23 protein-coding genes and 1 other RNA gene are annotated in these 23600 nt (G+C 45.2%); 17 read left to right on the forward strand and 7 right to left on the reverse strand.

Features of this window, described 5'->3' with window-relative positions; all coding sequences use genetic code 11:
- Positions 1 to 142 precede the first annotated feature (142 nt).
- From degS to zapG, 3 genes are all read right to left on the reverse strand, one after another.
- Entirely contained in the window at positions 143 to 1207 is a 1065-nt protein-coding gene (gene degS / locus AB6D80_RS12615; protein WP_029225535.1) for an outer membrane-stress sensor serine endopeptidase DegS, read from the reverse strand.
- A 158-nt stretch (positions 1208 to 1365) separates the two neighbouring features.
- Positions 1366 to 2721, reverse strand: a complete 1356-nt coding sequence (locus AB6D80_RS12620; RefSeq protein ID WP_029225534.1) for a DegQ family serine endoprotease — start codon at positions 2719 to 2721, stop codon at positions 1366 to 1368.
- 126 nt (positions 2722 to 2847) lie between these two features.
- Complete coding sequence (zapG, locus tag AB6D80_RS12625) at positions 2848 to 3303, reverse strand: Z-ring associated protein ZapG (RefSeq protein WP_009848969.1); 456 nt, start codon at positions 3301 to 3303, stop codon at positions 2848 to 2850.
- 219 nt (positions 3304 to 3522) lie between these two features.
- Between zapG and zapE the strand changes: the two genes are divergently transcribed.
- The 8 genes from zapE (at position 3523) to sspB (ending at position 9862) form a co-directional block, all read left to right on the forward strand.
- Positions 3523 to 4626 (forward strand): cell division protein ZapE, encoded by a 1104-nt coding sequence (zapE, locus tag AB6D80_RS12630; protein WP_102250313.1) that lies wholly within the window; start codon positions 3523 to 3525, stop codon positions 4624 to 4626.
- A gap of 247 nt (positions 4627 to 4873) precedes the next feature.
- Positions 4874 to 5302: a 50S ribosomal protein L13 gene (gene rplM, locus AB6D80_RS12635; protein ID WP_010434689.1), complete on the forward strand. Its 429-nt coding sequence runs from the start codon at positions 4874 to 4876 to the stop codon at positions 5300 to 5302.
- Between the two features lie 13 nt (positions 5303 to 5315).
- Positions 5316 to 5708 (forward strand): 30S ribosomal protein S9, encoded by a 393-nt coding sequence (gene rpsI, locus AB6D80_RS12640; RefSeq protein ID WP_004740758.1) that lies wholly within the window; start codon positions 5316 to 5318, stop codon positions 5706 to 5708.
- 330 nt (positions 5709 to 6038) lie between these two features.
- Complete coding sequence (petA, locus tag AB6D80_RS12645; RefSeq protein ID WP_010434692.1) at positions 6039 to 6629, forward strand: ubiquinol-cytochrome c reductase iron-sulfur subunit; 591 nt, start codon at positions 6039 to 6041, stop codon at positions 6627 to 6629.
- Positions 6629 to 7894 (forward strand): cytochrome bc complex cytochrome b subunit, encoded by a 1266-nt coding sequence (locus AB6D80_RS12650; protein WP_009848941.1) that lies wholly within the window; start codon positions 6629 to 6631, stop codon positions 7892 to 7894. The genes petA and AB6D80_RS12650 overlap by 1 nt, the downstream gene beginning before the upstream one ends.
- Positions 7891 to 8628 (forward strand): cytochrome c1, encoded by a 738-nt coding sequence (locus AB6D80_RS12655; protein WP_009848942.1) that lies wholly within the window; start codon positions 7891 to 7893, stop codon positions 8626 to 8628. Before AB6D80_RS12650 ends, AB6D80_RS12655 begins: the two co-directional genes overlap by 4 nt.
- A 97-nt stretch (positions 8629 to 8725) precedes the next feature.
- Positions 8726 to 9361 carry a stringent starvation protein SspA gene (gene sspA / locus AB6D80_RS12660; RefSeq protein WP_009848943.1) on the forward strand — a complete coding sequence of 212 codons (636 nt, stop codon included), beginning with the start codon at positions 8726 to 8728 and terminating at the stop codon, positions 9359 to 9361.
- A gap of 6 nt (positions 9362 to 9367) precedes the next feature.
- Positions 9368 to 9862 (forward strand): ClpXP protease specificity-enhancing factor, encoded by a 495-nt coding sequence (gene sspB / locus AB6D80_RS12665; protein WP_012603204.1) that lies wholly within the window; start codon positions 9368 to 9370, stop codon positions 9860 to 9862.
- Between the two features lie 165 nt (positions 9863 to 10027).
- Here the strand turns inward: sspB and AB6D80_RS12670 are convergent, their stop codons facing one another.
- The 4 genes from AB6D80_RS12670 to AB6D80_RS12685 are packed head-to-tail and all read right to left on the reverse strand — an operon-like array spanning position 10028 to position 13445.
- Positions 10028 to 10633, reverse strand: coding sequence for a BON domain-containing protein (locus AB6D80_RS12670; RefSeq protein WP_009848945.1), 606 nt, complete (start codon positions 10631 to 10633; stop codon positions 10028 to 10030).
- Positions 10634 to 10649: 16 nt separating this feature from the next.
- Positions 10650 to 11240, reverse strand: a complete 591-nt coding sequence (locus tag AB6D80_RS12675) for a phosphoheptose isomerase (protein WP_004729817.1) — start codon at positions 11238 to 11240, stop codon at positions 10650 to 10652.
- Between the two features lie 2 nt (positions 11241 to 11242).
- Positions 11243 to 11641, reverse strand: a complete 399-nt coding sequence (locus tag AB6D80_RS12680) for a YraN family protein (protein ID WP_009848946.1) — start codon at positions 11639 to 11641, stop codon at positions 11243 to 11245.
- The gene (locus tag AB6D80_RS12685) at positions 11628 to 13445 is read right to left on the reverse strand and encodes a penicillin-binding protein activator (RefSeq protein ID WP_372188671.1); all 1818 of its coding nucleotides are present in this window, start codon (positions 13443 to 13445) and stop codon (positions 11628 to 11630) included. Before AB6D80_RS12685 ends, AB6D80_RS12680 begins: the two co-directional genes overlap by 14 nt.
- 61 nt (positions 13446 to 13506) lie before the next feature.
- On the opposite strand from AB6D80_RS12685, the gene rsmI reads away from it, so the two are divergent.
- The 9 genes from rsmI (at position 13507) to murD (ending at position 23592) form a co-directional block, all read left to right on the forward strand.
- On the forward strand, positions 13507 to 14373 hold the full coding sequence (gene rsmI / locus AB6D80_RS12690) for a 16S rRNA (cytidine(1402)-2'-O)-methyltransferase (protein WP_009848948.1): 867 nt from the start codon (positions 13507 to 13509) through the stop codon (positions 14371 to 14373).
- Positions 14374 to 14568: 195 nt separating this feature from the next.
- Positions 14569 to 15008, forward strand: an RNA gene (rnpB, locus tag AB6D80_RS12695) — RNase P RNA component class A.
- A gap of 228 nt (positions 15009 to 15236) precedes the next feature.
- Positions 15237 to 16187, forward strand: a complete 951-nt coding sequence (gene rsmH, locus AB6D80_RS12700) for a 16S rRNA (cytosine(1402)-N(4))-methyltransferase RsmH (RefSeq protein ID WP_009848949.1) — start codon at positions 15237 to 15239, stop codon at positions 16185 to 16187.
- A gap of 3 nt (positions 16188 to 16190) precedes the next feature.
- Complete coding sequence (gene ftsL, locus AB6D80_RS12705; protein ID WP_009848950.1) at positions 16191 to 16508, forward strand: cell division protein FtsL; 318 nt, start codon at positions 16191 to 16193, stop codon at positions 16506 to 16508.
- Positions 16505 to 18262 (forward strand): penicillin-binding transpeptidase domain-containing protein, encoded by a 1758-nt coding sequence (locus AB6D80_RS12710; RefSeq protein WP_009848951.1) that lies wholly within the window; start codon positions 16505 to 16507, stop codon positions 18260 to 18262. The genes ftsL and AB6D80_RS12710 overlap by 4 nt, the downstream gene beginning before the upstream one ends.
- Before the next feature lie 18 nt (positions 18263 to 18280).
- Positions 18281 to 19765, forward strand: coding sequence for a UDP-N-acetylmuramoyl-L-alanyl-D-glutamate--2,6-diaminopimelate ligase (gene murE / locus AB6D80_RS12715; protein WP_371702214.1), 1485 nt, complete (start codon positions 18281 to 18283; stop codon positions 19763 to 19765).
- Entirely contained in the window at positions 19765 to 21138 is a 1374-nt protein-coding gene (gene murF / locus AB6D80_RS12720) for a UDP-N-acetylmuramoyl-tripeptide--D-alanyl-D-alanine ligase (RefSeq protein ID WP_371702216.1), read from the forward strand. The genes murE and murF overlap by 1 nt, the downstream gene beginning before the upstream one ends.
- Positions 21135 to 22217: a phospho-N-acetylmuramoyl-pentapeptide-transferase gene (mraY, locus tag AB6D80_RS12725; RefSeq protein ID WP_009848954.1), complete on the forward strand. Its 1083-nt coding sequence runs from the start codon at positions 21135 to 21137 to the stop codon at positions 22215 to 22217. Before murF ends, mraY begins: the two co-directional genes overlap by 4 nt.
- A 58-nt stretch (positions 22218 to 22275) precedes the next feature.
- Positions 22276 to 23592, forward strand: a complete 1317-nt coding sequence (gene murD / locus AB6D80_RS12730; RefSeq protein WP_371702218.1) for a UDP-N-acetylmuramoyl-L-alanine--D-glutamate ligase — start codon at positions 22276 to 22278, stop codon at positions 23590 to 23592.
- The last annotated feature ends 8 nt before the right edge of the window (positions 23593 to 23600 follow it).

Raw genomic sequence — 23600 nt, forward strand, 5'->3', positions numbered from 1 at the left:
ATCTGTAGGATCGTTCAACTGATCAGGAAAATGCTTAAATGATCAGTGTTAGCTTAAGAGCTGGGTTTTTTGTATCTATACTTTTTGTATCTGTAATTGGCGGTTTGAGTTACTCGCTATTAGCAATCAAACTAAATAAAGACTACAGGCGTGTGTCTTCGGTAATGGTGACCTTGAGTGTCTTGTTTTCACCTTTGCGCAATACACCAACATCAATGATAGTACCCGGGCGAAGGTCAGTAACAATGTCCATTACGCTCTGTCGTCCGCTAATTTGGGTGTTGTTGATGCTGATAATGATATCTTGTGCTTCAAAGCCGGCATCGGCTGCAGGACCATTCGGGTCAATGCCTAAGACAACAATACCACCGATGTTCTTAGTACCGAGCAAGCGTGATGTCACCGAATTGATGTCTTGTCCGTCGATACCAATATAACCACGAATGACACGACCATCGGCGATGATCTTCTCCATGATTTTATTAGCAAGTGAGTAGGGGATTGCAAATGAGATCCCGTAGGTTTCCATGTCGGTAGCTTGTTGGAAAGAAGCCGTGTTGATACCGACGAGCTCACCTTGTGAGTTAACCAGTGCACCACCTGAGTTACCTTCATTGATTGCAGCATCAGTCTGGATAAAGGCTTGGTGACCATCTGCACTGATCGAAGAACGACCTGTTGCAGAGATAATGCCAAAGGTTGTCGTTTGCCCTAGGTTGTATGGGTTACCGATAGCCAGCACCACGTCGCCGACATTTGCTTTGTAATTCGGGTTCAGTGGAATAACAGGTAAGTTGTCACCGCTGACTCGGAGTATCGCAATATCGGTGCGTTTGTCTGAGCCGACAAGTTGTGCGGCCGCTACTCGTCCGTCTTGAAGTGCCACGACTATTTGGTCAGCTTGAGCAACAACATGGAAGTTGGTAATGATGTAGCCTTTCTCACTAACAATCACCCCTGAACCTAATCCTTGAGTTAGTAGCTTGTTGCGATCGCTTTCTGCGTATTTACGACTATAAATATTGACCACTGCGGGTGCAGCTCGTCGCACCGCTTGGTTAAATGAGATCTGAAGAGAGCCAATATTATCGACTTGAGGGTTCGTGACGTCTGCAACAATCGCCGGCCTTAAACTCGGGAATGCGAGAAGAATAAGCGCCGCTGAAACGAGTCCAAGGGAAATAGAACGAAATAGAAAGGACAGCATGTTTCCCTCTTCAACAAGTAAGGTATGAAGCATCCGTCAATGGATGACTGACTTGATTATCAGTGAAGCATAGCATTTTGATTGATCTAAAGAAAAGGGAGACTGAGTAAGTTTAAAGCAAACTTACTGAGCCTCCCTGTAATTACGCTGACGTATGGCTATCGAATAACTAGATAGATAGTCCTATCGTCTCGCTGTATATTAAGTGCCAATACGCCAGGTTGTTTTTCAAGAATCTTTCTAAATTCAGCAAGGTTCTTAACTGGTTGGCGGTTTACCCCGATGATGATGTCATCTTTAAGAAGCTGATAAGCTTCTGCTGGCGAACCTTGAGCGACACTTGATACCTTGACGCCTGTCGCTGAATCGCTGTCGGTTGTGTTGGTGAGCTCTGCACCGGCAAGTCCTTCATGGAGCTTTTCAGCTTGTGTCTTACTATTTGTGGATTCACCAAGCGTGACGTCAAAGGTCTTATTCTTACCGTCACGAACCACGCCTAACTCGATCTGTTTACCTGCACCTAAGGTGGCTACTTTGGCTCTTAACTCACTAAAAGTGTCAATACGCTTACCGTTAATGGAGACAATGACATCGCCCGCTTTCAATCCGGCTTTGTCTGCAGCACTGTCGGGTACAATTTGGCTAACAAAAGCACCTTTGCTGGACTCATAACCAAGCGCTTCAGCCAATTCCGAGGTGACCTCTCCACCTTGGACACCAAGCATGCCGCGTTTTACTTCACCGAAATCGAGAATCTGTTCAGTCAGGTTTGTCATCATATTGGATGGAATGGCAAAGCCGATACCGACATTGCCTCCGTTAGGTCCTAGGATGGCAGTATTGATACCAATCAGTTCACCGTTAAGATTCACTAACGCACCTCCAGAGTTACCACTGTTAATCGCGGCATCGGTTTGAATGAAGTTTTCGAAGTTCTCTAGATTGAGACCGCTACGTCCTAACGCTGAAACGATACCGGATGTTACGGTTTGACCAAGCCCAAATGGGTTGCCGATAGCCACACTGAAATCGCCGACTCTCAATTTGTCGGAATCTGCGACTTTTATCTGGGTAAGGTTTTTGGCTGTTTCGAGTTTTAATAGCGCGATATCAGACATCTGGTCGCCGCCGATGAGTTCTGCATCGTACTCTCGACCATCATGCAGTTTTACTTTGATATCGTCGGCACCATTGATGACATGGTAATTGGTGACAATATGGCCTTTCTTGGCATCAATGATGACACCAGAGCCTAGCCCGCGGAATGGACGCTCTCGTGTTTGTTCTGGACCAAAAAAGAATTGAAATTGTTCAGGGATTTGCTGACGTTGTACCTGTTTGCCTTCTACGGCAATACTAACCACAGCGGGGGTTACTTGTTCAAGCATAGGAGCAAGGCTTGGTAATTGTTCATTACCCACACTTAATGGAAGTGCGGCTGTAGCTTGAATGGGGGTGATGATTGAACTTAAGCTTAAAGTCAGTACTGATAAAGCAAGCAAAGGTTTTTTCATCATAAACTCCTCTCTAGTTAAGGTCTTAACCCTCTTATACGTTTAATAAGTATGAGAAGTTTCAAATGACCTGAGTGAAAGTTATGACTCAAAAACCTTTGTAAAGTTCACAGAAGTGTTAAATGTTTACGATGCTTTTGCTGTAACGACATCGGGAGCATCCATGATTTCTTTCTTCTGCTCGGTAAATAAACCCGTTGCGCCATTAGCGTAATCTTTCGGTTGTTCTTCAAGCGTCGACTCTTTAACTGAAGACTTATCTTGTGGCTTATCCGAATGAGCAGCGGCTGTTTTCACAAATGGGTTGTCTTGCTCTGGCAGGTTAGGGAGTAGCTCTGAGCTTGTTTTTTCCATGTGTTGGTAAAGCTTTGTATAGTCCTTACCTAAGGTGTCCAACATTTCTGCTGATTTCGCAAAGTGGTCAGCTAGCTCTTGTCGCTGCTGTTCCAGGGCAAACTTTGCGCTATCTAATTCTTTCTGTACGTTCTTTTGTTTTTTGTATTCAGGTGTCATGAGACGAGAAATAGCGACCCCTAAAATAACTCCGACTAGTAAACCGGCAACGGCATACATCCAAGGCATAACAGCTCCTTATTATTGTTTTTTAACATGTTTGTTACTGCTTAGTTACACGTGATACAGCTCCATGGTACTATGAGAAAGCCGCAGTATAAAGAGAAATGCGTGTGCGCTAGTTAGCAGTTTGATGCTGCATTATTCACCGCATAGCGACATGTCTCATACTGTTTGGGCTCATTTTTATTTGCTGTCTGATATCGCTTTCATTGTGGAAATGTCGTCATGAATCCCATTAAAAAATACGAACAAGATATAAAAGAACATGGATTTCAAAGAGATCCAGCACAAGAGCAAGCCGTTAAATCTTTAGATGAACTCTTTCATCAATTCCAAGATTACATGAATGCCCCTATTCCTCAACTGACTCGATTCCAGAAGTTAATGGGCAAAAAGCCAGAACTGCCACTGCCACCAAAAGGCCTCTATTTTTGGGGCGGCGTCGGGCGCGGTAAAACCTATTTAATGGATACGTTCTACGATGCCTTACCGACCACAAAAAAAATGCGCGTTCACTTTCACCGCTTTATGTATCGAGTCCATGATGAGCTAAGGGCACTAGGTAATGTTAGCGACCCGTTGCCTCTAGTCGCAGATAAGTTGAAAGAAGAAGCGGATATTATCTGTTTTGATGAATTCTTTGTTTCAGACATCACGGATGCGATGATCTTAGGAACCTTGTTCCAAGAGTTATTCGCTCGAAACGTTATCTTGGTTGCGACCTCTAATATTCCACCTGCGGATCTGTATCGCAACGGGTTACAGCGAGCGCGTTTCTTACCCGCTATTAAGCTCATTCAAGACAACTGTCATATTCTTAATGTTGATAGCGGAATTGATTATCGTCTGAGAACCTTAGAGCAGGCTGAGATCTACCATTACCCACTGGATAGCCAAGCTAACATTAACCTCGAAACATATTACGCGCAGCTTGTTGGTGAAGATAAAGAGAAGCTTAAGCAGATAGAGGTTAATCACCGTCAATTAGATGTGGTCGAAGCGAGTGATGGTGTGCTGCATGGTACTTTTGCTCAGCTTTGTCAGTCGGCTCGTAGCCAGAACGATTATATTGAGTTGTCTCGGGTTTATCACACGGTTCTATTGGCTGATGTGTTGCAAATGGGCGTGACTTCCGATGACGCTGCTAGACGCTTTATTGCGTTAGTTGATGAGTTCTATGAGCGCAATGTGAAACTGATTATTTCAGCGGAAGTGGAGCTAGAAAAACTATACACCCATGGTCAACTAGAGTTTGAGTTTAAACGTTGTCAGTCGCGTTTAATTGAAATGCAGAGCCATGAGTATTTGGCAAAAGAACACTTAAGTTAGCTTTGATTATCTCGAATAAGAAAGAGAATTAAAAAAATCGTGATTTTGTTCAAAAAGAGGTGATTTTTTCTTCGCTCTTCTCTATAATCCTGCGACCTACCGTTACTGCGGGCCTCTAGCGATGAGTAAAATCACGTTATGCCAAGAGTTTTCCAACACTCGAAGGGGTGATGAATGGTAACTCTTAGACAGTGGGAATACGCGAGTATTCCTTAAGTGTAAATTTTTTAAATAGGTAATTATTAGCATGAAAACTTTCGTTGCTAAACCAGAAACTGTAAAACGCGACTGGTATGTTGTAGACGCTGAAGGCAAAACTCTTGGCCGTCTAGCAAGTGAAATCGCTTCTCGCCTACGCGGCAAGCACAAAGCAGAATACACTCCTCACGTAGACACTGGTGATTACATCATCGTTGTTAACGCTGAGAAAGTTGCTGTAACTGGTAACAAAGCTAAGGGTAAGGTTTACTACCGTCACTCTGAGTTCCCAGGTGGTCTTAAAACTATCACTTTTGAAAAGCTAATTGCTAAGAAACCAGAAATGGTTCTTGAACTAGCAGTTAAAGGTATGCTTCCACGTGGTCCACTAGGCCGCGCGATGTACCGTAAGCTTAAAGTGTACGCTGGTACTGAGCACAACCATGTTGCTCAACAGCCACAAGTACTAGACATCTAAGGGGATTAAGACAATGGCAGAGAATCAATACTACGGCACTGGTCGTCGCAAAAGCTCAGCAGCTCGTGTTTTCATCAAACCAGGCTCTGGTGAGATCGTAATCAACAAGCGCAGCCTTGATGTTTACTTCGGTCGTCCAACTTCTCGTATGGTTGTTAAACAACCTCTTGAGCTAGTTGAACTAACTGAGAAACTTGACCTTTACATCACTGTTTCTGGTGGTGGTATTTCAGGTCAAGCTGGCGCAATCCGCCACGGTATCACTCGTGCTCTTATGGAATACGATGAAACTCTACGTCCTGCTCTACGTGCGGCTGGCTATGTTACGCGTGACGCTCGTTGCGTTGAACGTAAGAAAGTTGGTCTACGTAAAGCACGTCGTAAACCTCAATTCTCTAAGCGTTAATTTTTCTTTACGAAAAAGTACACGCTCCCAGTTTTTCGACTGGAATTGTGGTTCAAAGCTCGGCTATATGCCGGGCTTTTTGTTTTTATGCCCCCTCTAAACGCTTTCCCTCCCTCGTTTTATTTCCAAATTCTTATATTTTGAAAGCTTTTGTAACCCAATGTGCGCTTTGCCTCATGATTGTTACAAAAAGGTAGCTTTATCTTGTCAAAAAGTAGGGTTTTATTTATCATTTGCCGTCAATAAATAGAACTAAATACATATTTTGTTAGCCATGCTCTTTATTCGGAATTATTTCAATCCATAAGGAGCAAATGGGAGAATGTTTGGATGAGCAACGCGCCTTTAAATAACGGTCGCAGGCGTTTCTTAACCGCAACAACAGCCGTTGTTGGTGGTTTAGGAGCAGCTGCTGTAGCCGTGCCTTTTATTAAATCATGGAACCCGAGTGCCAAGGCGAAAGCTGCAGGCGCACCGGTTGAAGTGGAAGTCAGTAAGTTAGAGCCGGGACAAATGGTTCGTGTCGAGTGGCAAGGTAAGCCTGTATGGGTTGTACGCCGTGCTGAATCGGTGCTAGAGAATCTAAAAGCGATCGGTGGTCAACTTCGTGACCCTCAATCTGAAGCTGAACAACAACCAGAATACGCGCAGAACGAGTTTCGTTCAATTAAGCCGGAATTCTTCGTTGCTGTTGGTTTCTGTACGCACTTAGGTTGTTCTCCAACTTACCTGCCAGATTCTTTTGCAGAACAAGTTCAGGGTGTTAAGTCTGGTTTCTTCTGTCCTTGCCATGGTTCAAAGTTTGATATGGCAGGTCGAGTATTCCAAGGCGTACCTGCTCCATTGAATCTTGTTGTACCAAAGCATATGTATTTGAGTGACACTAAGATCATGATCGGTGTGGACGAGGGAGACGCGTAATGCAAGGATTGCTTGATTGGGTAGAGAAACGTCTACCCGCGATGAATGCTTACAAGAAGCATTTATCTGAATACCCAATGCCTAAGAACTTTAACTTTTGGTACCTTTTTGGTTCTTTAGCAATGTTAGTACTGGTTAACCAAATCCTTACGGGTATTTGGCTGACAATGAACTATGTACCGTCTGGTGAGGGTGCATTTGCTTCTGTTGAATACATCATGCGTGATGTGGAATACGGTTGGCTACTGCGTTACATGCACTCAACAGGTGCATCGGCATTCTTCGTTGTGATCTACCTGCATATGTTCCGTGGTCTAATCTACGGTTCTTACCAAAAGCCTCGTGAGTTACTTTGGATCTTCGGTATGTTGATCTTCTTAGTGCTTATGGCTGAGGCTTTCATGGGCTACCTACTACCATGGGGTCAAATGTCTTACTGGGGTGCTCAGGTAATCATTTCTCTGTTTGGTGCGATCCCTGTTATAGGTGATGACCTAACGCTTTGGATCCGTGGTGACTACATCATCTCTGGTGCAACGCTGAACCGTTTCTTCGCACTGCACGTTATTGCTCTGCCAATTGTACTTCTGCTGCTTATCGTACTTCACGTACTGGCGCTGCACGAAGTGGGTTCGAACAACCCAGACGGTATCGAAACTAAGCTTCCTAAAGGCACAATGGGCGACGACTACAAAACTCAGTTCCCATTCCACAAGGATTACACTAAGAAATACGACATCATTGACTCTATTCCTTTCCACCCATACGGGACGGTAAAAGATATGGTTGGTGTTGCTGGTTTCCTATTCTTGTTCTGTTACGTGCTGTTCTTTAACCCAGAAATGGGTGGGTACTTCCTTGAGCCGCCTAACTTTGAAGCTGCAAACCCGCTGAAAACACCTGAGCATATTGCTCCAGTTTGGTACTTCACGCCGTTCTACGCTGTACTTCGTGCTGTTCCAGATAAGCTGTTAGGTGTAGTTGCAATGGGCGCTTCAATTGTTGTGCTATTCCTACTGCCATGGTTCGACCGTTGTAAAGTGCGTTCTTACCGTTACCGTAGCAAACTGCATTTGATTAACATCATCCAATTCACAATAAGCTTTATTGCGCTTGGTGTACTTGGTGCGCTTCCAGCAACGCCTACATACACGCTATTAGCTCAAATCTTTAGCTTAGGTTACTTCATGTTCTTCGTTCTGCTGTGGTTCTACAGTAAAAATGAAGCGACGAAACCATTACCAGAAAGGGTGACATTCAAATGAAAAAGTGGATTGTAATTTTATTTGCTATGTTGCCGTCACTAGCGATGGCAGCGGGTGCAGGCGTACCATTAGACAAAGCAAACAATGATTTAACAGACAAAGCTTCATTGCAAAATGGCGCTAAGATGTTCATGAACTACTGTTTCGCTTGTCACTCAACGCAGTACCAACGTTATGAACGTGTTGCGAATGATTTGGAGATTCCTTTAGACCTAATGAAGGAAAACCTGATCTTCGATCCTGAAGTGAAAATTGGTAGCTTGATGGTTAACGCTATGCCTTCTGAGCAAGCTGCTAGTTGGTTTGGTGCTCCACCACCAGATCTAACATTGGTTGCTCGTGTTCGTGGCGCAGATTGGCTATACACGTACCTTCGTACTTTCTATGAAGATCCGTCTCGTCCATTTGGTGTGAACAACCTGGTTTTCCCAAGTGTTGGTATGCCGCATGTTCTTGAAGAGCTACAAGGTATCCCAACGCCAATCTACGATACTCACATGGTCGATGGTGAGGAAGTTAAGGTTGTTGTTGGCACTGAAACGGATGGTTCTGGCGAATTAAGTGCTGGTGAGTATGACGAAGCAGTTCGTGACCTTGTTAACTTTTTGGTTTACTCGGGCGACCCTGTTCAACTTGAGCGTCATGCTATGGGTTGGTGGGTAATGGCCTTCTTAGTAATCTTCACTATCATCGTGATTTTGCTGAAGAAAGAGTATTGGCGTGATGTGCACTAATTGTGCTATAATACCGTGCTAATTCCCAAATTATGTTAATGTTCAATGGAGGCTTTAGGCCTCCATTGTTTTTATTTAAAGTGTACTGGAGGGCTCCATGGCTGTAGCTGCCAATAAACGTTCTGTAATGACTCTTTTCTCAAGTGCTTCTGATATGTATAGCCATCAGGTGCGCATTGTTCTTGCTGAAAAAGGCGTAAGTGTTGAAGTTGAGTTGGTTGATGAAAAAAATCTACCAGCAGAGCTTGTTGAACTGAACCCGTACAAATCAGTACCTACTCTTGTTGATCGTGAGCTTGCTCTATATGACTCTAAGATCATCATGGAATACCTAGATGAGCGTTTCCCTCATCCACCATTGATGCCTGTATACCCGGTTGCTCGTGGTAACAGTCGTCTAATGATGTACCGAATTGAGCGTAACTGGTATTCAGTTGCAGAGAAGATCGTTAAAGGCAACGCTGAAGAATCTGAAGCAGCTCGCGTGAAATTACGCAACGACCTATTAACTCTTGCTCCTATCTTCGCTGAGTATGAATACTTCATGAGCGAAGAGTTTAGCCTAATTGATTGTTACCTAGCTCCGCTACTATGGCGTTTACCTGAGCTTGGTATCGAACTGATTGGTCCTGGTTCTAAAGAACTTAAGATTTACATGAACCGCGTATTCGAACGTGATTCATTCCTAGCTTCTCTAACGGAAGCTGAGCGCGAGATGCGACTCGTTCGCTAAGCGTTTATGGATATTTCAAATATGACTCCACGCCGACCATACATGCTTCGTGCATTTTATGAATGGCTGGTTGATAACGAACTGACTCCACACTTGGTTGTTGAAGCAACATTGCCGGGTGTGAGAGTTCCAGACGAGTTTGTTCAAGATGGTCAGATCATTCTGAACATCGCGCCTCGTGCGGTTGGACAACTTGAACTGGGTAACGAAGCTGTGACGTTTAGTGCTCGCTTTAGTGGTCGTCCACACTCTGTGATCGTTCCGCTATACGCAGTACAAGCAATTTATGCTCGTGAGAATGGTGCTGGTACCATGTTTGAACCTGAAGAGGCTTACATGGAAGCGTTTGAAGAAGGAATTGAAGAAAGTCCTTTTGAAGAACCAGAAAAAGGCCCATCTTTGAGTGTTGCAACAGCAGACGTAGATGCTGAAGAGTCTGACTCAGAACCTGAGCCATCTCGTCCAGCGAAAGGTCGCCCAAGCCTTCGTGTTATCAAATAGCGTTATTTTTTAAATAACTCCAAATACAAAAAAAAGCAGCGATTTATCGCTGCTTTTTCTTTTTGTGCTAACTGACTTTTATTAATCTGATTCATTTCGTTAGGCTTTACCAGCCAACCAACCAGCTAATAAGCAGCTAAGTTGGCTAAGTAAATTCAGAGGGTGTTAGTTTACCAAATTGTCATCTTCACCATATTCAAACGCTCGAATCACCTGCTTCACACCAGAGATATTACGCGCAACTTCTGTCGCGATATCAGCGTGTTCTCGAGAAACTAATCCAAGCAGAAATACTTCTGAATCTTCAGTAATGACTTTGACTTTGATACCGTTAAGCTCAGACTTGGCAAGTAGGGCAGACTTCACTTTAGTGGTAATCCAACTGTCTTTGCTGATAGCACTAACAGACAGTGGCTCTTTCACTCGGATCTGGTTGTGTATACTTTCAACCCCCGTTACTGCTTTAGCTTGGCTTTCAAAAGCACGACGTTCAGCATCTGTCGTTGCTTGCCCCATCAGAACTACTGAACCACGGTAAGAGCTTGCTGTGATACTGACATTGCCGCGAAATGGCGGTTTATTAGTCATAGCTGCAACTTCAAATTCGATATTGTTGTCGCTCCAAATCTCTTTGGTGGTTCGTGTATCTGTGACTAGATTTGCAGTAGTTGCTGCACCAGCAATGAAAAGACCAGCACAACCAGATAACGACAGTGTAAGTAGCGAAACACTAATCAGCTTAAGCAGCTTCATAGAAGTTAATGATTTCATCGTGATGCTCCGTATATCACTCTTCGTGAGCTGGGAAGAGTACTTGATCGATTAGGTCACATAAGCAGTGTAGTGTCACCATGTGTACTTCGTGGATACGTGCTGTACGGTGTGAGGGAATACGAATTTCTACATCGTGCTCACCAAGCAGGCCAGCCATTTCACCACCATCTTTACCAGTAAAGGCGATGATTGTCATATCACGTGTTACCGCAGCTTCCATTGCTTTGATGATATTTTTACTGTTACCACTAGTAGATATAGCCAGTAAAATATCACCAGTTTGACCAAACGCACGTACCTGCTTAGAGAAGATCTCTTCATAGTGGTAGTCGTTAGCCACAGCCGTTAGCGTAGTGTTGTCAGCAGTGAGAGCCATTGCTGGAAGACTAGGGCGCTCGGTTTCAAAGCGATTAAGTAGGCAAGAGACAAATTGCTGAGCATTCGATGCCGAACCACCGTTACCACAACAAAGAATCTTGTTTCCGTTAAGCAGGGTTGCAACCATTGCTTGAGCGGCATGCGTGATTGCGTCTGGCAGAGCTTCTGCCGCCGCAATTTGGATTTGAATACTTTCTGTAAAACTTTCTTTGATGCTGTCTAGCATGTTTATCCTTGGGTAATCGCGTTTTGAATCCAGTCGATAGTGTCATTCGGCCCTTCGATGGCAATGATATCAAACCTGTAATCTGTAGAGTGTACCGACAAGCCTTGCTGCATAAGCCAAACATTGGCTGTTTTGAGTAGCTTTTGTGACTTTTTGGCAGTCACCATTTCAGCGGCATGTCCGTAGCGTGTTTGCTTGCGGTATTTTACCTCAGTAAACACAACCGTATTGTTATGGCGCATTATAAGATCAATTTCGCCACACTTTGCTATGAAGTTTTCTTCAATTAACGATAAACCGTGGCGAACTAAATAATTCTTTGCCACGGTCTCGTATTTATCACCCACTTGTTTGTGGGTGATTGTTGGCTTGGATAGGAACTTACGGCTAAAAAGCCCCATGCTCTGCCCAGCTGATTTCACGTTGAACAACACAGTTGTTGTCGATGGTTAATACGCCGGTTTCACCTGTAATGCTGTAATCTTGTACGGCTTTCATCTGTGGTAGTGCATCCATTAGATAGTATGCATCCATTCCTAGAGCTTGTAGACGCTTTTGGCTGTTCGAGTGTGAAGGCCATAGGTCATTAAGCGCTTTGTTAAGCTCGTTTTTGTTCTCGACCAATAGCGGGATATCGCTGTAGAAGACACCCGTTAGGTCTTCATATTGCTTGTCACCGCTGTTGCTGCGTGAATTTGAAAACAGTGCAGGTTGGCTAGCATCAGGGTTAATTGCAACTTCAATGAAGGGTTTGATGAGTGTTAGCTCTGAGTTCTTAGCGACAATGTAGACAGAATCGATATCACGACGACTGCGTGGTTCTGTTTCTAGGTCTAAGTTAAGTAGCCCATCCATTTGAGCGATACGTTGTTGGCTCTCTTGTAAACCGAAAATCTGATTCACATTACGCTGCAGTTGGCGTTTGTCAGAGAAGAAGCTGATTGCAACGTCGTTGTTGCTGTATTTCTGCCACTCTTCGTTAAATGCTTGCTCAACTCGATCACCTAAACGTCCTTTGGGTGCAAGAATAAGTGGGTACTTATAGCCTTGTGCAAAAAGATGTTTCGCAGCCTGAGCGACTTCTTGTTCTGGCGATAAAGCGAGATAACAAATATTAGTATCTGGTTCTAGCTGAGTTGGAATGTTCAGAGCTAACGCAGGAATCGAGTTCTCGTGATTTTTCTGCGCTTGTTGAAGCTTGGTGATGTTGCTCTTAATCAGCGGACCAACAATGAAATCAACGTTGTTCTCTTCCAGTGTTGCTTTAATTTCAGCGGCACTTTGTACGTTGGTATCCATTACGGTCAGCGTTGCATCTTCTTCACGCTCTTTGTCATTCATCATCGCAAAGATAAAACCGTCACGAACGAGCTGAGCTTGCTTGCCGTACTTACCTGTTAAAGGCAGTAACAAAGCGGTGCTGGTCGGCTTGCTGATTTCTAACGCTAATATGTCGGTGATCGCTTGAGGTGTATAAGTAGCCGCAGGGTGCTGAGGGTTCTCGGCTAACCAATCAGACAGGGTTTCCTGTAGGTTTGGAAGGTTCGAATTCAGCGTCTTCATGTAGATAGCCAGTTGCCACCAACCTGAAAGCACATCTTCTGTCGGCGATGTTTTCAGTTCTAGAATCTCGTATTGAGAGTAGCTATTCAGGTTCTGCCAAATACGGTTGGCCGTTTGCTGTTGGCTTTCGTCGCTAGCGTCCAGATATTCAGAATAAAGGACTAACTCACGGCTCGCTTCGAAATACTCATTCTGTATTTCAGAAATGTTAGCGCGTAGCTCGTGATAATCTTTCCATTGCTCGTTCGGAAGCTTCCACCAAGGCTGAAAGTTCAGTTGGCTGTACGCTTGCTGTGGTTGTGAGTTATTCACCAGCAGTTGAGCGCGAGCTAATTGCCATTCTGCTTGTTGAACTTCACTCAGCTCTTGTTTGGCTAAGCGTTTGATCAGCAGAGTCGCTTGATCGGTTTTTCCAGCTTGCACAGAAGCCTTAAGCGCCATGATTAACCAGTCGTTTTGTAGACTTCCTTTGCTACTATCCGCCTGCATCATGTAACTTTCAGTTGATTGCGCTGGATCTAGTGTAATATCAACACGCGTTGGTGCTTGAGGACCTGAAGAACAAGCCGCCAATGTAATTGCTAATGCAATTGGAGTGAGTAAGCGTGGTACACTGAGTCTCTTATGGTTCATCGTTGCCATGAGTTCTTTAAATTCCGTATAAATTTGTATCTATATTAATCGTTGAAGTGATGGTAAACAAATGACAGATAACAAAACCTTGCTCACAGAGAGCCCAACTCTCTATATTGTGCCAACCCCAATCGGAAATTTGGGAGATATCACTCAAAGAGCAATTGAAATTTTATCAAGTGTCGATGTTATTGCAGCCGAAGACACACGCCACACGGGTAAGCTGCTTGCTCACTTCAATATATCAACCAGAACGTTCGCTTTACATGATCATAATGAACAAACTAAAGCACAAGTTCTAGTCGAAAGGTTATTAGAAGGTCAGTCTATCGCATTAGTCTCTGATGCGGGTACTCCTTTAATCAGTGATCCAGGTTACCATCTTGTCTCACAATGTCGTCAAGCGGGTGTGAGAGTTGTGCCACTTCCTGGTGCTTGTGCTGTGATTACCGCACTAAGTGCGTCTGGTTTGCCGTCTGATCGTTTCAGCTTTGAAGGTTTCTTACCGCCAAAGAGCAAAGGTCGTAAAGACAAGTTCTTAGAGATCGCAAAAGCAGAACGCACGTGTATCTTCTACGAATCTCCGCACCGTATTACTGATTCTCTACAAGACATGCTAGAGATCTTAGGCCCTGACCGTGAGGTTGTATTGGCGCGTGAGCTAACCAAAACCTTCGAAACCATCCAAGGTCTGCCACTTGGTGAACTTATTGAGTGGATTGAAGAAGACGCAAACCGTAAACGCGGTGAGATGGTATTGCTAATTCACGGTCACCGTGAAGAAGCGAGCACAGAGTTGCCAGACGAAGCGACTCGCACGCTGGGTATTCTAACCAAAGAACTGCCACTTAAAAAAGCAGCGGCGATGACGGCAGAAATCTACAATCTGAAAAAGAACGCTTTATACAAATGGGGCTTAGAGCATCTAGACAACTAGATAGCTCTTTATAGACTAGATACCTATTTATAGAGTAGCTAACCTGTATTGAAAAGCTTGTGAGGAGTGATGGTAATACCGTCGCTCCTTTTTTTGTGCTTGGATTGTGTGAAATTCGTGCACTTGCTTAATGGTTTGCAGCATATTTGTGATCTCGCTAGACACTGCACACTAATCTCTATACAATCCGCCCTCGGAGTTGAACGGGTAATCGCTGCTTTGCTGATGTCCTTCGGGAGACTGACGTTGAGGTCCTTCGGGAAACTGACGTTGAAGTCCTTCGGGAGACTGGTAGAGGGGAGGAACGTCCGGGCTCCATAGAGCAGGGTGCCAGATAACGTCTGGGGGGCGCGAGCCCACGACAAGTGCAGCAGAGAGAAGACCGCCGATGGCCTCATTTCTTCGGAAGAGGCACAGGTAAGGCTGAAAGGGTGCGGTAAGAGCGCACCGTGCGACTGGCAACAGTTCGTAGCAAGGTAAACTCCACCCGGAGCAAGATCAAATAGGCCCTCGCATTGCGCTGCTCGCGTATGGGGGCGGGTAGATTGCTTGAGCCTGTGAGCGATTGCAGGCCTAGACGAATGGTTACCGCCGCGCAAGCGGAACAGAACCCGGCGTATGTGTCAACTCCACCTATATAAAGAACCCATCATTACTTAACGGTAGTGATGGGTTTTTTGCTTTATATTGACGTTAATTATTTAGATTTCCTTAGAATCCATCATCTTGATATGAGCTTGGGTCAAAAATTCCCAAAGCCTATACACAATATGGTGGAGATACGGCGTGAAATCAGTAAACTAAAACGTTAATAGAACATATTATTGCCGAACTAATGGCTCAATCCATTCACTGAGAAGACTATGACAGAAGCATTCAAACATATTTCAGTATTGCTTAACGAATCTATTGACGGACTTGCGATCAAACCTGACGGTACCTATATTGATGGTACTTTTGGCCGTGGTGGTCACAGCCGTACAATCCTGTCTAAACTGGGCGAGAATGGAAGACTCTTTAGTATCGACCGCGATCCACAAGCGATTGCCGAAGCACAAAAGATTGATGACCCTCGTTTTACGATTATTCACGGCCCGTTCTCAGGTATGGCTGAATATGCAGAGCGTTATGACTTAGTCGGTCAAGTGGATGGCGTATTGCTGGATTTAGGTGTCTCTTCACCACAGCTAGATGACGCTGAGCGTGGCTTTAGCTTTATGAAAGATGGCCCGCTTGATATGCGTATGGACCCAACAACCGGCATTCCTGTTTCTCAGTGGTTGGTTGAAGCTGATCTTGATGACATCACATGGGTTATTCGTGAGTTCGGTGAAGACAAACACGCTCGTCGTATCGCGAAAGGCATCATTGCTTATCAAGAGAATGAAGAGAACGAACCGCTAACGCGCACTGGTCAACTGGCTAAGCTTATCTCTGATGTCGCTCCAAAAAGCTTCAAAGAGAAAAAACACCCAGCAACACGTGCTTTCCAAGCATTCCGTATCTACATTAACAGTGAACTAGAAGAGATCGATACAGCACTGAAAGGCGCGGCAAGCATTCTAGCTCCTCAAGGTCGTATCTCTGTTATCAGTTTCCACTCGCTTGAAGACCGTATGGTGAAGCGCTTTATCCGTAAAGAGAGCCAAGGACCGCAAGTACCACATGGCCTGCCACTAACTGAAGAGCAGATCAAAGCGCTAGGCAGTGCCGATCTGAAACCAATTGGTAAAGCAATTAAGCCTTCTAAAGATGAAGTGGATGAGAATACTCGTTCGCGTAGTTCAGTACTACGAATCGCAGAAAAGCTATAGTCAATGAAGACCTCCAAACCCAACTTAGCCAAGATAATCTTTTTTGATTTGATCTCCGTGGGCAAAGTCCCATTGGGGCTTCTTATCTGCATCTTTGCGAGTGCGATGGGGGTCGTTCTTACGACACATGTATCACGTCAGGCGATTACGCAAAAAGACATGGCATTGGTGGAGCGGGAACAACTTGATGATGAGTGGCGAAATTTAATGCTTGAAGAGACGGCGCTAGCAGAACACAGCCGCGTTCAAGCATCGGCAAAAAGAGAGCTAGACATGAAACGTCCAGACTCCGACAAAGAAGTTGTGATCACACTGAAATGACCGGTAAAAAGGAAAAAACACCCGCAAAAACCGTTAATGAATCAACGAAAGAGCGAGTGAAGAGCGAAAAGGATTCGGATCCAATTCTTATTAAATGGCGTTTCAACGTTGTTATTGCTTTCGTGTTTCTAGCCTTTGCTGCACTCGTTGGCCGTGTGGCTTACATCCAAATCATTGAACCCGATAACTTAATTCGCCAGGGCGATCTTCGCTCAGTGCGTGTTAAGGCTATTCCTTCTGCTCGCGGTATTATCTCTGACCGCAATGGCGAGCCGCTTGCTGTGAGTGTTCCCGTTGAAGCAGTATGGGCCGACCCAAAAACGATTTTCGATAAAAATGGCATGGCCCAGATTGATCGTTGGTATGCGTTAGCCGATGTACTTGGCCTACAGCGACAATCGATGATCGATAAGATCTCTAGCAATAAATCCCGTCGATTTATTTATCTACAAAGACAAGTTAGCCCTGCGATGGCTAAGTATATCCGTGAACTTAAGCTGGTGGGTGTGGGCCTAAAAGCGGAATCTCGACGTTACTACCCTGCTGGTGAAGTCAGTGCACACCTTATCGGTGTGACCGGAATTGATGGGCACGGCCTGGAAGGGGTTGAACGCAGTTACGATAAATGGCTTACGGGCGAAGCAGGCAAGCGAACGATTCGTAAAGACCGCTACGGACGCGTTGTCGAAAACATTGCGTTAGAAGAACGCGAAGAAGGCAAACCACTAGAACTCACCATCGATCAACGATTGCAGGCGATAGCCTATCGAGCGATTAAGCAAGCGGTGGCCGATCATAAAGCGACCTCAGGCTCTGCAGTATTACTCGATGTGAAAACGGGCGCTGTGTTAGCCATGGTCAATGCACCATCTTACAACCCGAACAACCGCTCTGATTTACAAAGCTTTAAAATGCGAAACCGCGTGCTGACCGATGCTATGGAGCCCGGCTCAACAGTGAAACCTTTTGTGGTGCTCGCCGCATTAGAAAATGGTACAGCTGATGCGAAATCTATTATTGATACGGGTAATGGCATCATGCAAATTGGAGGTAGCCGAGTACGTGATACCTCTAAAGTGGGCAAGGCTGATTTAGCCTTGATCCTTAAAAAATCAAGTAACATCGGCGTTGCGAAATTAGCGCTTGATATGCCGCTTGAAGCGTTACTTGGTATGTACAGTTCGGTTGGTTTAGGCGAAATGTCTGGGCTAAATCTCGTGGGTGAAACGAGTGGTATTTTTCCTAACCGTCGCCGTTGGTCCAAGTTCGAAATCGCGACGCTATCCTTTGGTTATGGCTTATCTGTGACCCCGCTTCAGTTGGCTCATGCTTACGCAACGTTAGCCAACAAAGGCATGTATGAACCGATTCATATCATTAAAAGCAACGACCAAGATTTCTCAAAGCAGATCATCAAACGTGAAAATGCAGAGATGGTATTGCAAATGTTAGAAGGCGTGACTCAAAAGGGCGGAACTGCAACCAGAGCCGCTGTTCCGGGTTATCGAGTTGCGGCAAAAACGGGTACATCTCGTAAAGCTGCTGCGGGTGGCTATAGTGATGAGTATATTGCTATAACGTCGGGTTTTGCTCCAGTCAGCGATCCAAGAGTCGCTCTGGTTGTCGTAGTCAATGAGCCGCAAGGTGACCTTTACTATGGTGGTTCAGTTGCTGCCCCCGTTTTTTCTGAAATCATGAAGGGTGCACTGCAAATACTCAATGTCCCTGCTGATGAAAACAAGTTTCAAGAATAGAGCCAATCAGGATTCAATATGAGTAATAGCCTCACGCTGTCATCTTTACTTTCTCCTTGGGGGGACTTTAGTTCACTTGAGCTAGATGCGATTGCTGTTGAGCAATTGGAGTTGGATAGCCGTACCATCAAGGAAGGCGATATTTTTGTTGCCATTGTTGGACATGCCATTGATGGTCGTCGCTTTATCGACAAAGCCGTCGCTCAAGGTGCGAAAGCTGTCATTGCACAAGCGAGTGATGACAAAGCTCATGGCTTGGTTGAGTGGTTAAATGCAGTTCCTGTTGTTTATGTCTCTGAGCTAAATTCAATTCTCTCCGAACTGGCTGGCCGAGTTTATTCTTCTCAAGCGACTAAGTTGATTGGTGTTACCGGCACCAATGGCAAAACCACCATCACCCAATTGATTGCTCAGTGGCTTGATTTGGTCGGCCAGCGTTCGGCGGTAATGGGCACCACGGGTAATGGCTTCTTAGATAACCTAAAAACAGCGGCTAATACCACAGGCAGCGCGATTGAAATACAACGTACACTGAGCGAGTTGGCTGAGGAAAGTGCAGTTTATACCGCGATGGAAATCTCTTCTCATGGTTTGGTTCAAGGCCGAGTAAAAGCATTGGATTTTGAGGTTGGTGTGTTCACTAACCTGAGTCGTGATCACCTTGATTACCACGGCACGATGGAAGAGTACGCATTGGCTAAGAAAAGCCTGTTTACTCAACACAAATGCAAACATGCAGTGATCAATGTGGATGATGAAGTCGGCAAAGCGTGGATGTCAGATTTGTCCAATGCAATAGCTGTTTCATTGCTTCCGTTGTCTGGTTACCAACAGTCGGTGTGGGCATCTGATGTCGCCTATGCAGAAACTGGGATTAAGCTCTCTTTCGATGGTAGCTGGGGGCAAGGTGATCTTTCGGTTCCATTGATTGGTCAGTTTAACGCATCAAACGTACTGGTTGCTTTCGCGACTTTGCTTTCATTAGGCATCGACAAGCAAACCTTGGTCGACACCGCGTCTCAGCTTCAACCTGTTATTGGTCGTATGGAACTGTTTCAAGTTCCGAGCAAAGCAAAAGTCGTTGTCGATTACGCGCATACGCCCGATGCGCTAGAAAAAGCATTGGCTGCACTGCGTGTACACTGCTCTGGAAAGCTGTGGGCTATCTTCGGTTGTGGTGGCGATCGCGACACAGGTAAGCGCCCAATGATGGCAGTTACAGCAGAGCAGTTTGCCGACAAAATTATTATTTCAGATGACAACCCTCGCAGCGAAGAGCCTGCACTGATTGTTAAAGACATGCTAGCTGGTTTAAGCGAACCTGAATCTGCATTCGTCGAGCACGACCGCTATCAAGCGGTTAAGTTTGCCCTAGAACAGGCTGGCAGTAATGACATTATTCTTTTGGCTGGTAAAGGCCATGAGGATTACCAAGTATTGAAAGACGAAACGATCCATTACTCAGATCGAGAGTCTGCGCTACAACTTTTAGGTATTTCATAATGATTGATGTATCACTCGAGCAGATTTGTTCAGCGGTGAGCGGTCAGCTGATTGAGGCTGGCAAGTCGAGCAATAGTGTTATTAATGCGGTTTCTACTGACACTCGAACCGTTGAAGAGGGCGCACTGTTTGTTGCTCTTGTTGGCGAGCGCTTTGATGCGCATGACTTTTGTCATCAAGCGGTAGAGGCTAATGCGAGCGCGTTGTTAGTCGAACGAAAACTTGACCTAAATATTACTCAGGTGGTTGTTGAAGACACTAAACTTGCTTTAGGTCAGCTAAGTGCTTGGATCCATAAACAGTGTAACGTGCCAACCATGGCGATTACAGGCAGTTGTGGTAAAACGACGGTTAAAGAGATGGTGGCAAGCATTCTGCAGCAACGTGGCAAGGTGTTGTTTACCGCAGGTAACTTCAATAATGATATTGGAGTGCCATTAACCTTGCTGCGCAGTGAAGCAAATGACGACTATGCCGTGATAGAACTGGGCGCGAACCACATTGGTGAAATTGCCTATACCACGCAGCTTGTGAAACCACAGGTGGCGTTAGTTAATAACGTAGCTGCAGCGCACTTAGAAGGCTTTGGGTCTATCAATGGTGTGAAACAAGCGAAAGGTGAAATCTTTCAGGGGCTTGCTGCTGATGATACTGCTATTGTTAATCTAGAGAGCAACGGTGGTGACTTTTGGAATGACGTGCTTGCAGATAAAAGCGTGCTGACATTTTCAGAAAGCGACAGCAAGGCGGATTATTTTGCCAAGAATATTCGCATCAATGAGCAAGGTGAAGCGTGCTTTGATATGCAGACACCTCAAGGGTCCATATTTGTTGAGCTTGGTATCATCGGTCAACATAACGTAGCGAATGCATTAGCAGCTGCAGCGTTGAGCATCCAATTTGGAGCCTCGCTTGATGAGGTGAAAAATGGTTTAGCGAATCTGATCTCTGTCAAAGGGCGAGTTGAGGTTCAACAATTAAGTCAGAATATCAAACTCATAGATGACAGTTACAACGCCAGCGTGCCAGCAATGAAGGCGGCAGCGAAGCTACTCTCGAGCTTCAAAGGTCAGCGTTGGTTAATTTTAGGTAATATGGCTGAATTAGGCGATGAAAGCCTTGCACTTCACCGTCAAGTCGGTGAATATGCTGCCCCATTCGCTTTTGAGCATGTACTTACTTACGGTGATGATACCAAGGTGATTAGTGAGGTCTGTAATGGTACCCACTTTACAACGCATCAAGCGATGATCGCGCACATAGAGCAGCACCTAAGCTTGCCAGAAAGCGTGTCACATACCTTATTGGTAAAAGGCGCGAATAGTGCAGGAATGAGTAAAATAGCCGCTGCTTTAAAGGAGAACTTTTCATGATAATTTGGCTTGCAGAGCTACTACAGCCACACTTTTCTTTTTTCCGTTTGTTCGAATACTTATCGTTTCGTGCAATCGCGAGTATTTTGACGGCGTTATGTCTGTCACTGTGGATGGGACCTCGTTTAATTGAGCGTCTGCAAATGCTACAAATTGGCCAAGTTGTTCGTAATGACGGCCCTGAATCTCATTTCAGCAAACGTGGCACGCCAACCATGGGCGGTGTGATGATCCTTGCTGCGATCATTATTACGGTATTGATGTGGGCTGATCTCTCGAATCCTTATGTTTGGGCTGTATTAGTTGTACTTGCTGGTTATGGCGCGGTTGGCTTTGTTGATGACTACCGTAAAGTCGTTCGTAAGAACACCGATGGTTTGATCGCTCGCTGGAAGTACTTCTGGCAATCAGCAATTGCGTTAGTCGTGGCGTTTGCTCTGTATGCTCACGGACACGATACTGCAGCAACTCAATTGGTTGTTCCTTTCTTTAAAGATGTGATGCCACAACTTGGTTTACTGTATATCGTACTAACTTACTTTGTTATTGTGGGAACCAGTAACGCGGTAAACCTAACAGACGGTCTAGACGGCTTGGCCATTATGCCAACGGTTATGGTTGCGGCTGGTTTTGCTGTAATTGCTTGGGCGACCGGTAACGTTAACTTTGCGTCATACTTACACATTCCATACATCCCATACACCTCCGAGCTGGTTGTGGTATGTACTGCTATCGTCGGTGCTGGACTTGGTTTTCTATGGTTCAACACTTATCCTGCACAAGTATTCATGGGCGATGTTGGCTCACTAGCGCTTGGTGGTGCTCTGGGTGTGATCGCTGTGTTAGTTCGCCAAGAGTTGGTATTGGTTATCATGGGCGGTGTGTTTGTAATGGAGACCTTGTCAGTGATACTGCAAGTTGGCTCTTACAAATTGCGCGGTCAGCGTATTTTCCGCATGGCACCAATTCACCACCACTATGAACTGAAAGGTTGGCCGGAGCCACGTGTCATCGTGCGTTTTTGGATCATCTCAATGGTATTAGTACTGGTTGGCCTAGCAACGCTGAAAGTTCGTTAATCCTATGTGAGCCTCTTAATTAGAGGCTCTTTAAAACTATTAAGAGCATCTTGTTTAAATGGAACATTGGCAAAATATTCAAAATGTAGTTGTTGTGGGGCTCGGTATTACCGGGCTCTCTGTCGTTAAACATCTCGTAAAATATCAACCTCATACGCATGTGAAGGTAATTGATACGCGAGAGCTACCACCAGGAAAAGAATCTTTGCCTGAATCGGTAGAGCTGCATTCTGGAAGTTGGAATAGCCAATGGTTAGCGGAAGCTGATTTAGTGGTTGCTAACCCAGGTATCGCCTTAGCGACCCCTGAAATACAAGATGTTATTCAAGCGGGTATTCCGGTTGTTGGCGATATTGAACTGTTTGGTTGGGCGGTAGACAAACCCGTCGTGGCAATAACAGGCTCCAATGGCAAGAGTACGGTGACCGATCTAACGGGTGTGCTTGCCAAAGCTGCTGGTCTTAACGTTGGCATTGGTGGCAACATAGGTATTCCTGCCTTGGATCTTCTTGAGCTTGATGCCGACTTGTATGTCCTTGAGCTTTCAAGCTTTCAGCTAGAGACAACATCCAGTCTAAATCTTGTAGCGGCGGCCTTTTTGAACTTGTCAGAAGATCATATGGATCGCTATCAAGGCATGGCCGATTACCGTGACGCTAAATTAAGAATTTTTAATAATGCTCAGTACGCGATCGTAAACCGCGAAGACAAAGAGACTTATCCTGACCACAGTATGCCATTAGTGACATTCGGACTCGATGACCAAGAGTTTGGTGTAGCGACGATTGATGGCACCGAATGGCTAATGGACAACGGTAAGCCTGTACTTCCTAGCCAAGATTTAACATTGGTTGGACGTCATAATGTGGCGAATGCTTTAGTCTCTTTAGCACTGCTTAAGCAAGTCGGTATCGATTACAGCAAAAGTCTTGAAGCTTTGAAAGCCTACAATGGTTTGACGCATCGTTGCCAAGTAGTGGCTGACAAACGCGAAATTAAATGGGTTAACGACTCGAAAGCGACCAACGTAGCCAGTACATTAGCGGCTCTGTCGGGATTAGAATACCAAGGTACTTTGTATCTCTTAGTCGGAGGTGTGGGCAAAGGTGCTGACTTTAGCGAGCTTAACCCCGTGTTGGCGCAACTAGACCGCGTACAACTGTGTTGCTTCGGTGAAGATGCTGCGCAATTTATGCCATTACATCCATCGGCTAAGACGTTTGATACCATGCGTGACATCATCGAGAGTATCTCTGCACAATTGGTGTCGGGTGACATGGTGATGTTGTCTCCTGCATGTGCAAGCTTCGATCAATTTAATAACTTCATGGCGAGAGGTGATGCGTTCACTGAACTTGCTCATGAGTATGCCTAACGTGTTGA

The sequence above is a fragment of the Vibrio sp. 10N.247.310.17 genome, from assembly GCF_041466605.1.
GTDB lineage: Bacteria > Pseudomonadota > Gammaproteobacteria > Enterobacterales > Vibrionaceae > Vibrio > Vibrio tasmaniensis_A.

Coding starts and splice junctions, on each gene's coding strand:
- AB6D80_RS12675 (WP_004729817.1), bottom strand. CDS start 11,240: ATGCTAGACAGCATCAAAGAAAGTTTTACAGAAAGTATTCAAATCCAA.
- petA (WP_010434692.1), top strand. CDS start 6,039: ATGAGCAACGCGCCTTTAAATAACGGTCGCAGGCGTTTCTTAACCGCA.
- murE (WP_371702214.1), top strand. CDS start 18,281: ATGAGTAATAGCCTCACGCTGTCATCTTTACTTTCTCCTTGGGGGGAC.
- rpsI (WP_004740758.1), top strand. CDS start 5,316: ATGGCAGAGAATCAATACTACGGCACTGGTCGTCGCAAAAGCTCAGCA.
- sspB (WP_012603204.1), top strand. CDS start 9,368: ATGGATATTTCAAATATGACTCCACGCCGACCATACATGCTTCGTGCA.
- rsmH (WP_009848949.1), top strand. CDS start 15,237: ATGACAGAAGCATTCAAACATATTTCAGTATTGCTTAACGAATCTATT.
- rplM (WP_010434689.1), top strand. CDS start 4,874: ATGAAAACTTTCGTTGCTAAACCAGAAACTGTAAAACGCGACTGGTAT.
- AB6D80_RS12620 (WP_029225534.1), bottom strand. CDS start 2,721: ATGAAAAAACCTTTGCTTGCTTTATCAGTACTGACTTTAAGCTTAAGT.
- AB6D80_RS12710 (WP_009848951.1), top strand. CDS start 16,505: ATGACCGGTAAAAAGGAAAAAACACCCGCAAAAACCGTTAATGAATCA.
- AB6D80_RS12680 (WP_009848946.1), bottom strand. CDS start 11,641: ATGGGGCTTTTTAGCCGTAAGTTCCTATCCAAGCCAACAATCACCCAC.
- mraY (WP_009848954.1), top strand. CDS start 21,135: ATGATAATTTGGCTTGCAGAGCTACTACAGCCACACTTTTCTTTTTTC.
- AB6D80_RS12670 (WP_009848945.1), bottom strand. CDS start 10,633: ATGAAATCATTAACTTCTATGAAGCTGCTTAAGCTGATTAGTGTTTCG.
- AB6D80_RS12650 (WP_009848941.1), top strand. CDS start 6,629: ATGCAAGGATTGCTTGATTGGGTAGAGAAACGTCTACCCGCGATGAAT.
- ftsL (WP_009848950.1), top strand. CDS start 16,191: ATGAAGACCTCCAAACCCAACTTAGCCAAGATAATCTTTTTTGATTTG.
- AB6D80_RS12655 (WP_009848942.1), top strand. CDS start 7,891: ATGAAAAAGTGGATTGTAATTTTATTTGCTATGTTGCCGTCACTAGCG.
- rsmI (WP_009848948.1), top strand. CDS start 13,507: ATGACAGATAACAAAACCTTGCTCACAGAGAGCCCAACTCTCTATATT.
- zapG (WP_009848969.1), bottom strand. CDS start 3,303: ATGCCTTGGATGTATGCCGTTGCCGGTTTACTAGTCGGAGTTATTTTA.
- degS (WP_029225535.1), bottom strand. CDS start 1,207: ATGCTGTCCTTTCTATTTCGTTCTATTTCCCTTGGACTCGTTTCAGCG.
- zapE (WP_102250313.1), top strand. CDS start 3,523: ATGAATCCCATTAAAAAATACGAACAAGATATAAAAGAACATGGATTT.
- sspA (WP_009848943.1), top strand. CDS start 8,726: ATGGCTGTAGCTGCCAATAAACGTTCTGTAATGACTCTTTTCTCAAGT.
- murF (WP_371702216.1), top strand. CDS start 19,765: ATGATTGATGTATCACTCGAGCAGATTTGTTCAGCGGTGAGCGGTCAG.
- AB6D80_RS12685 (WP_372188671.1), bottom strand. CDS start 13,445: ATGGCAACGATGAACCATAAGAGACTCAGTGTACCACGCTTACTCACT.
- murD (WP_371702218.1), top strand. CDS start 22,276: ATGGAACATTGGCAAAATATTCAAAATGTAGTTGTTGTGGGGCTCGGT.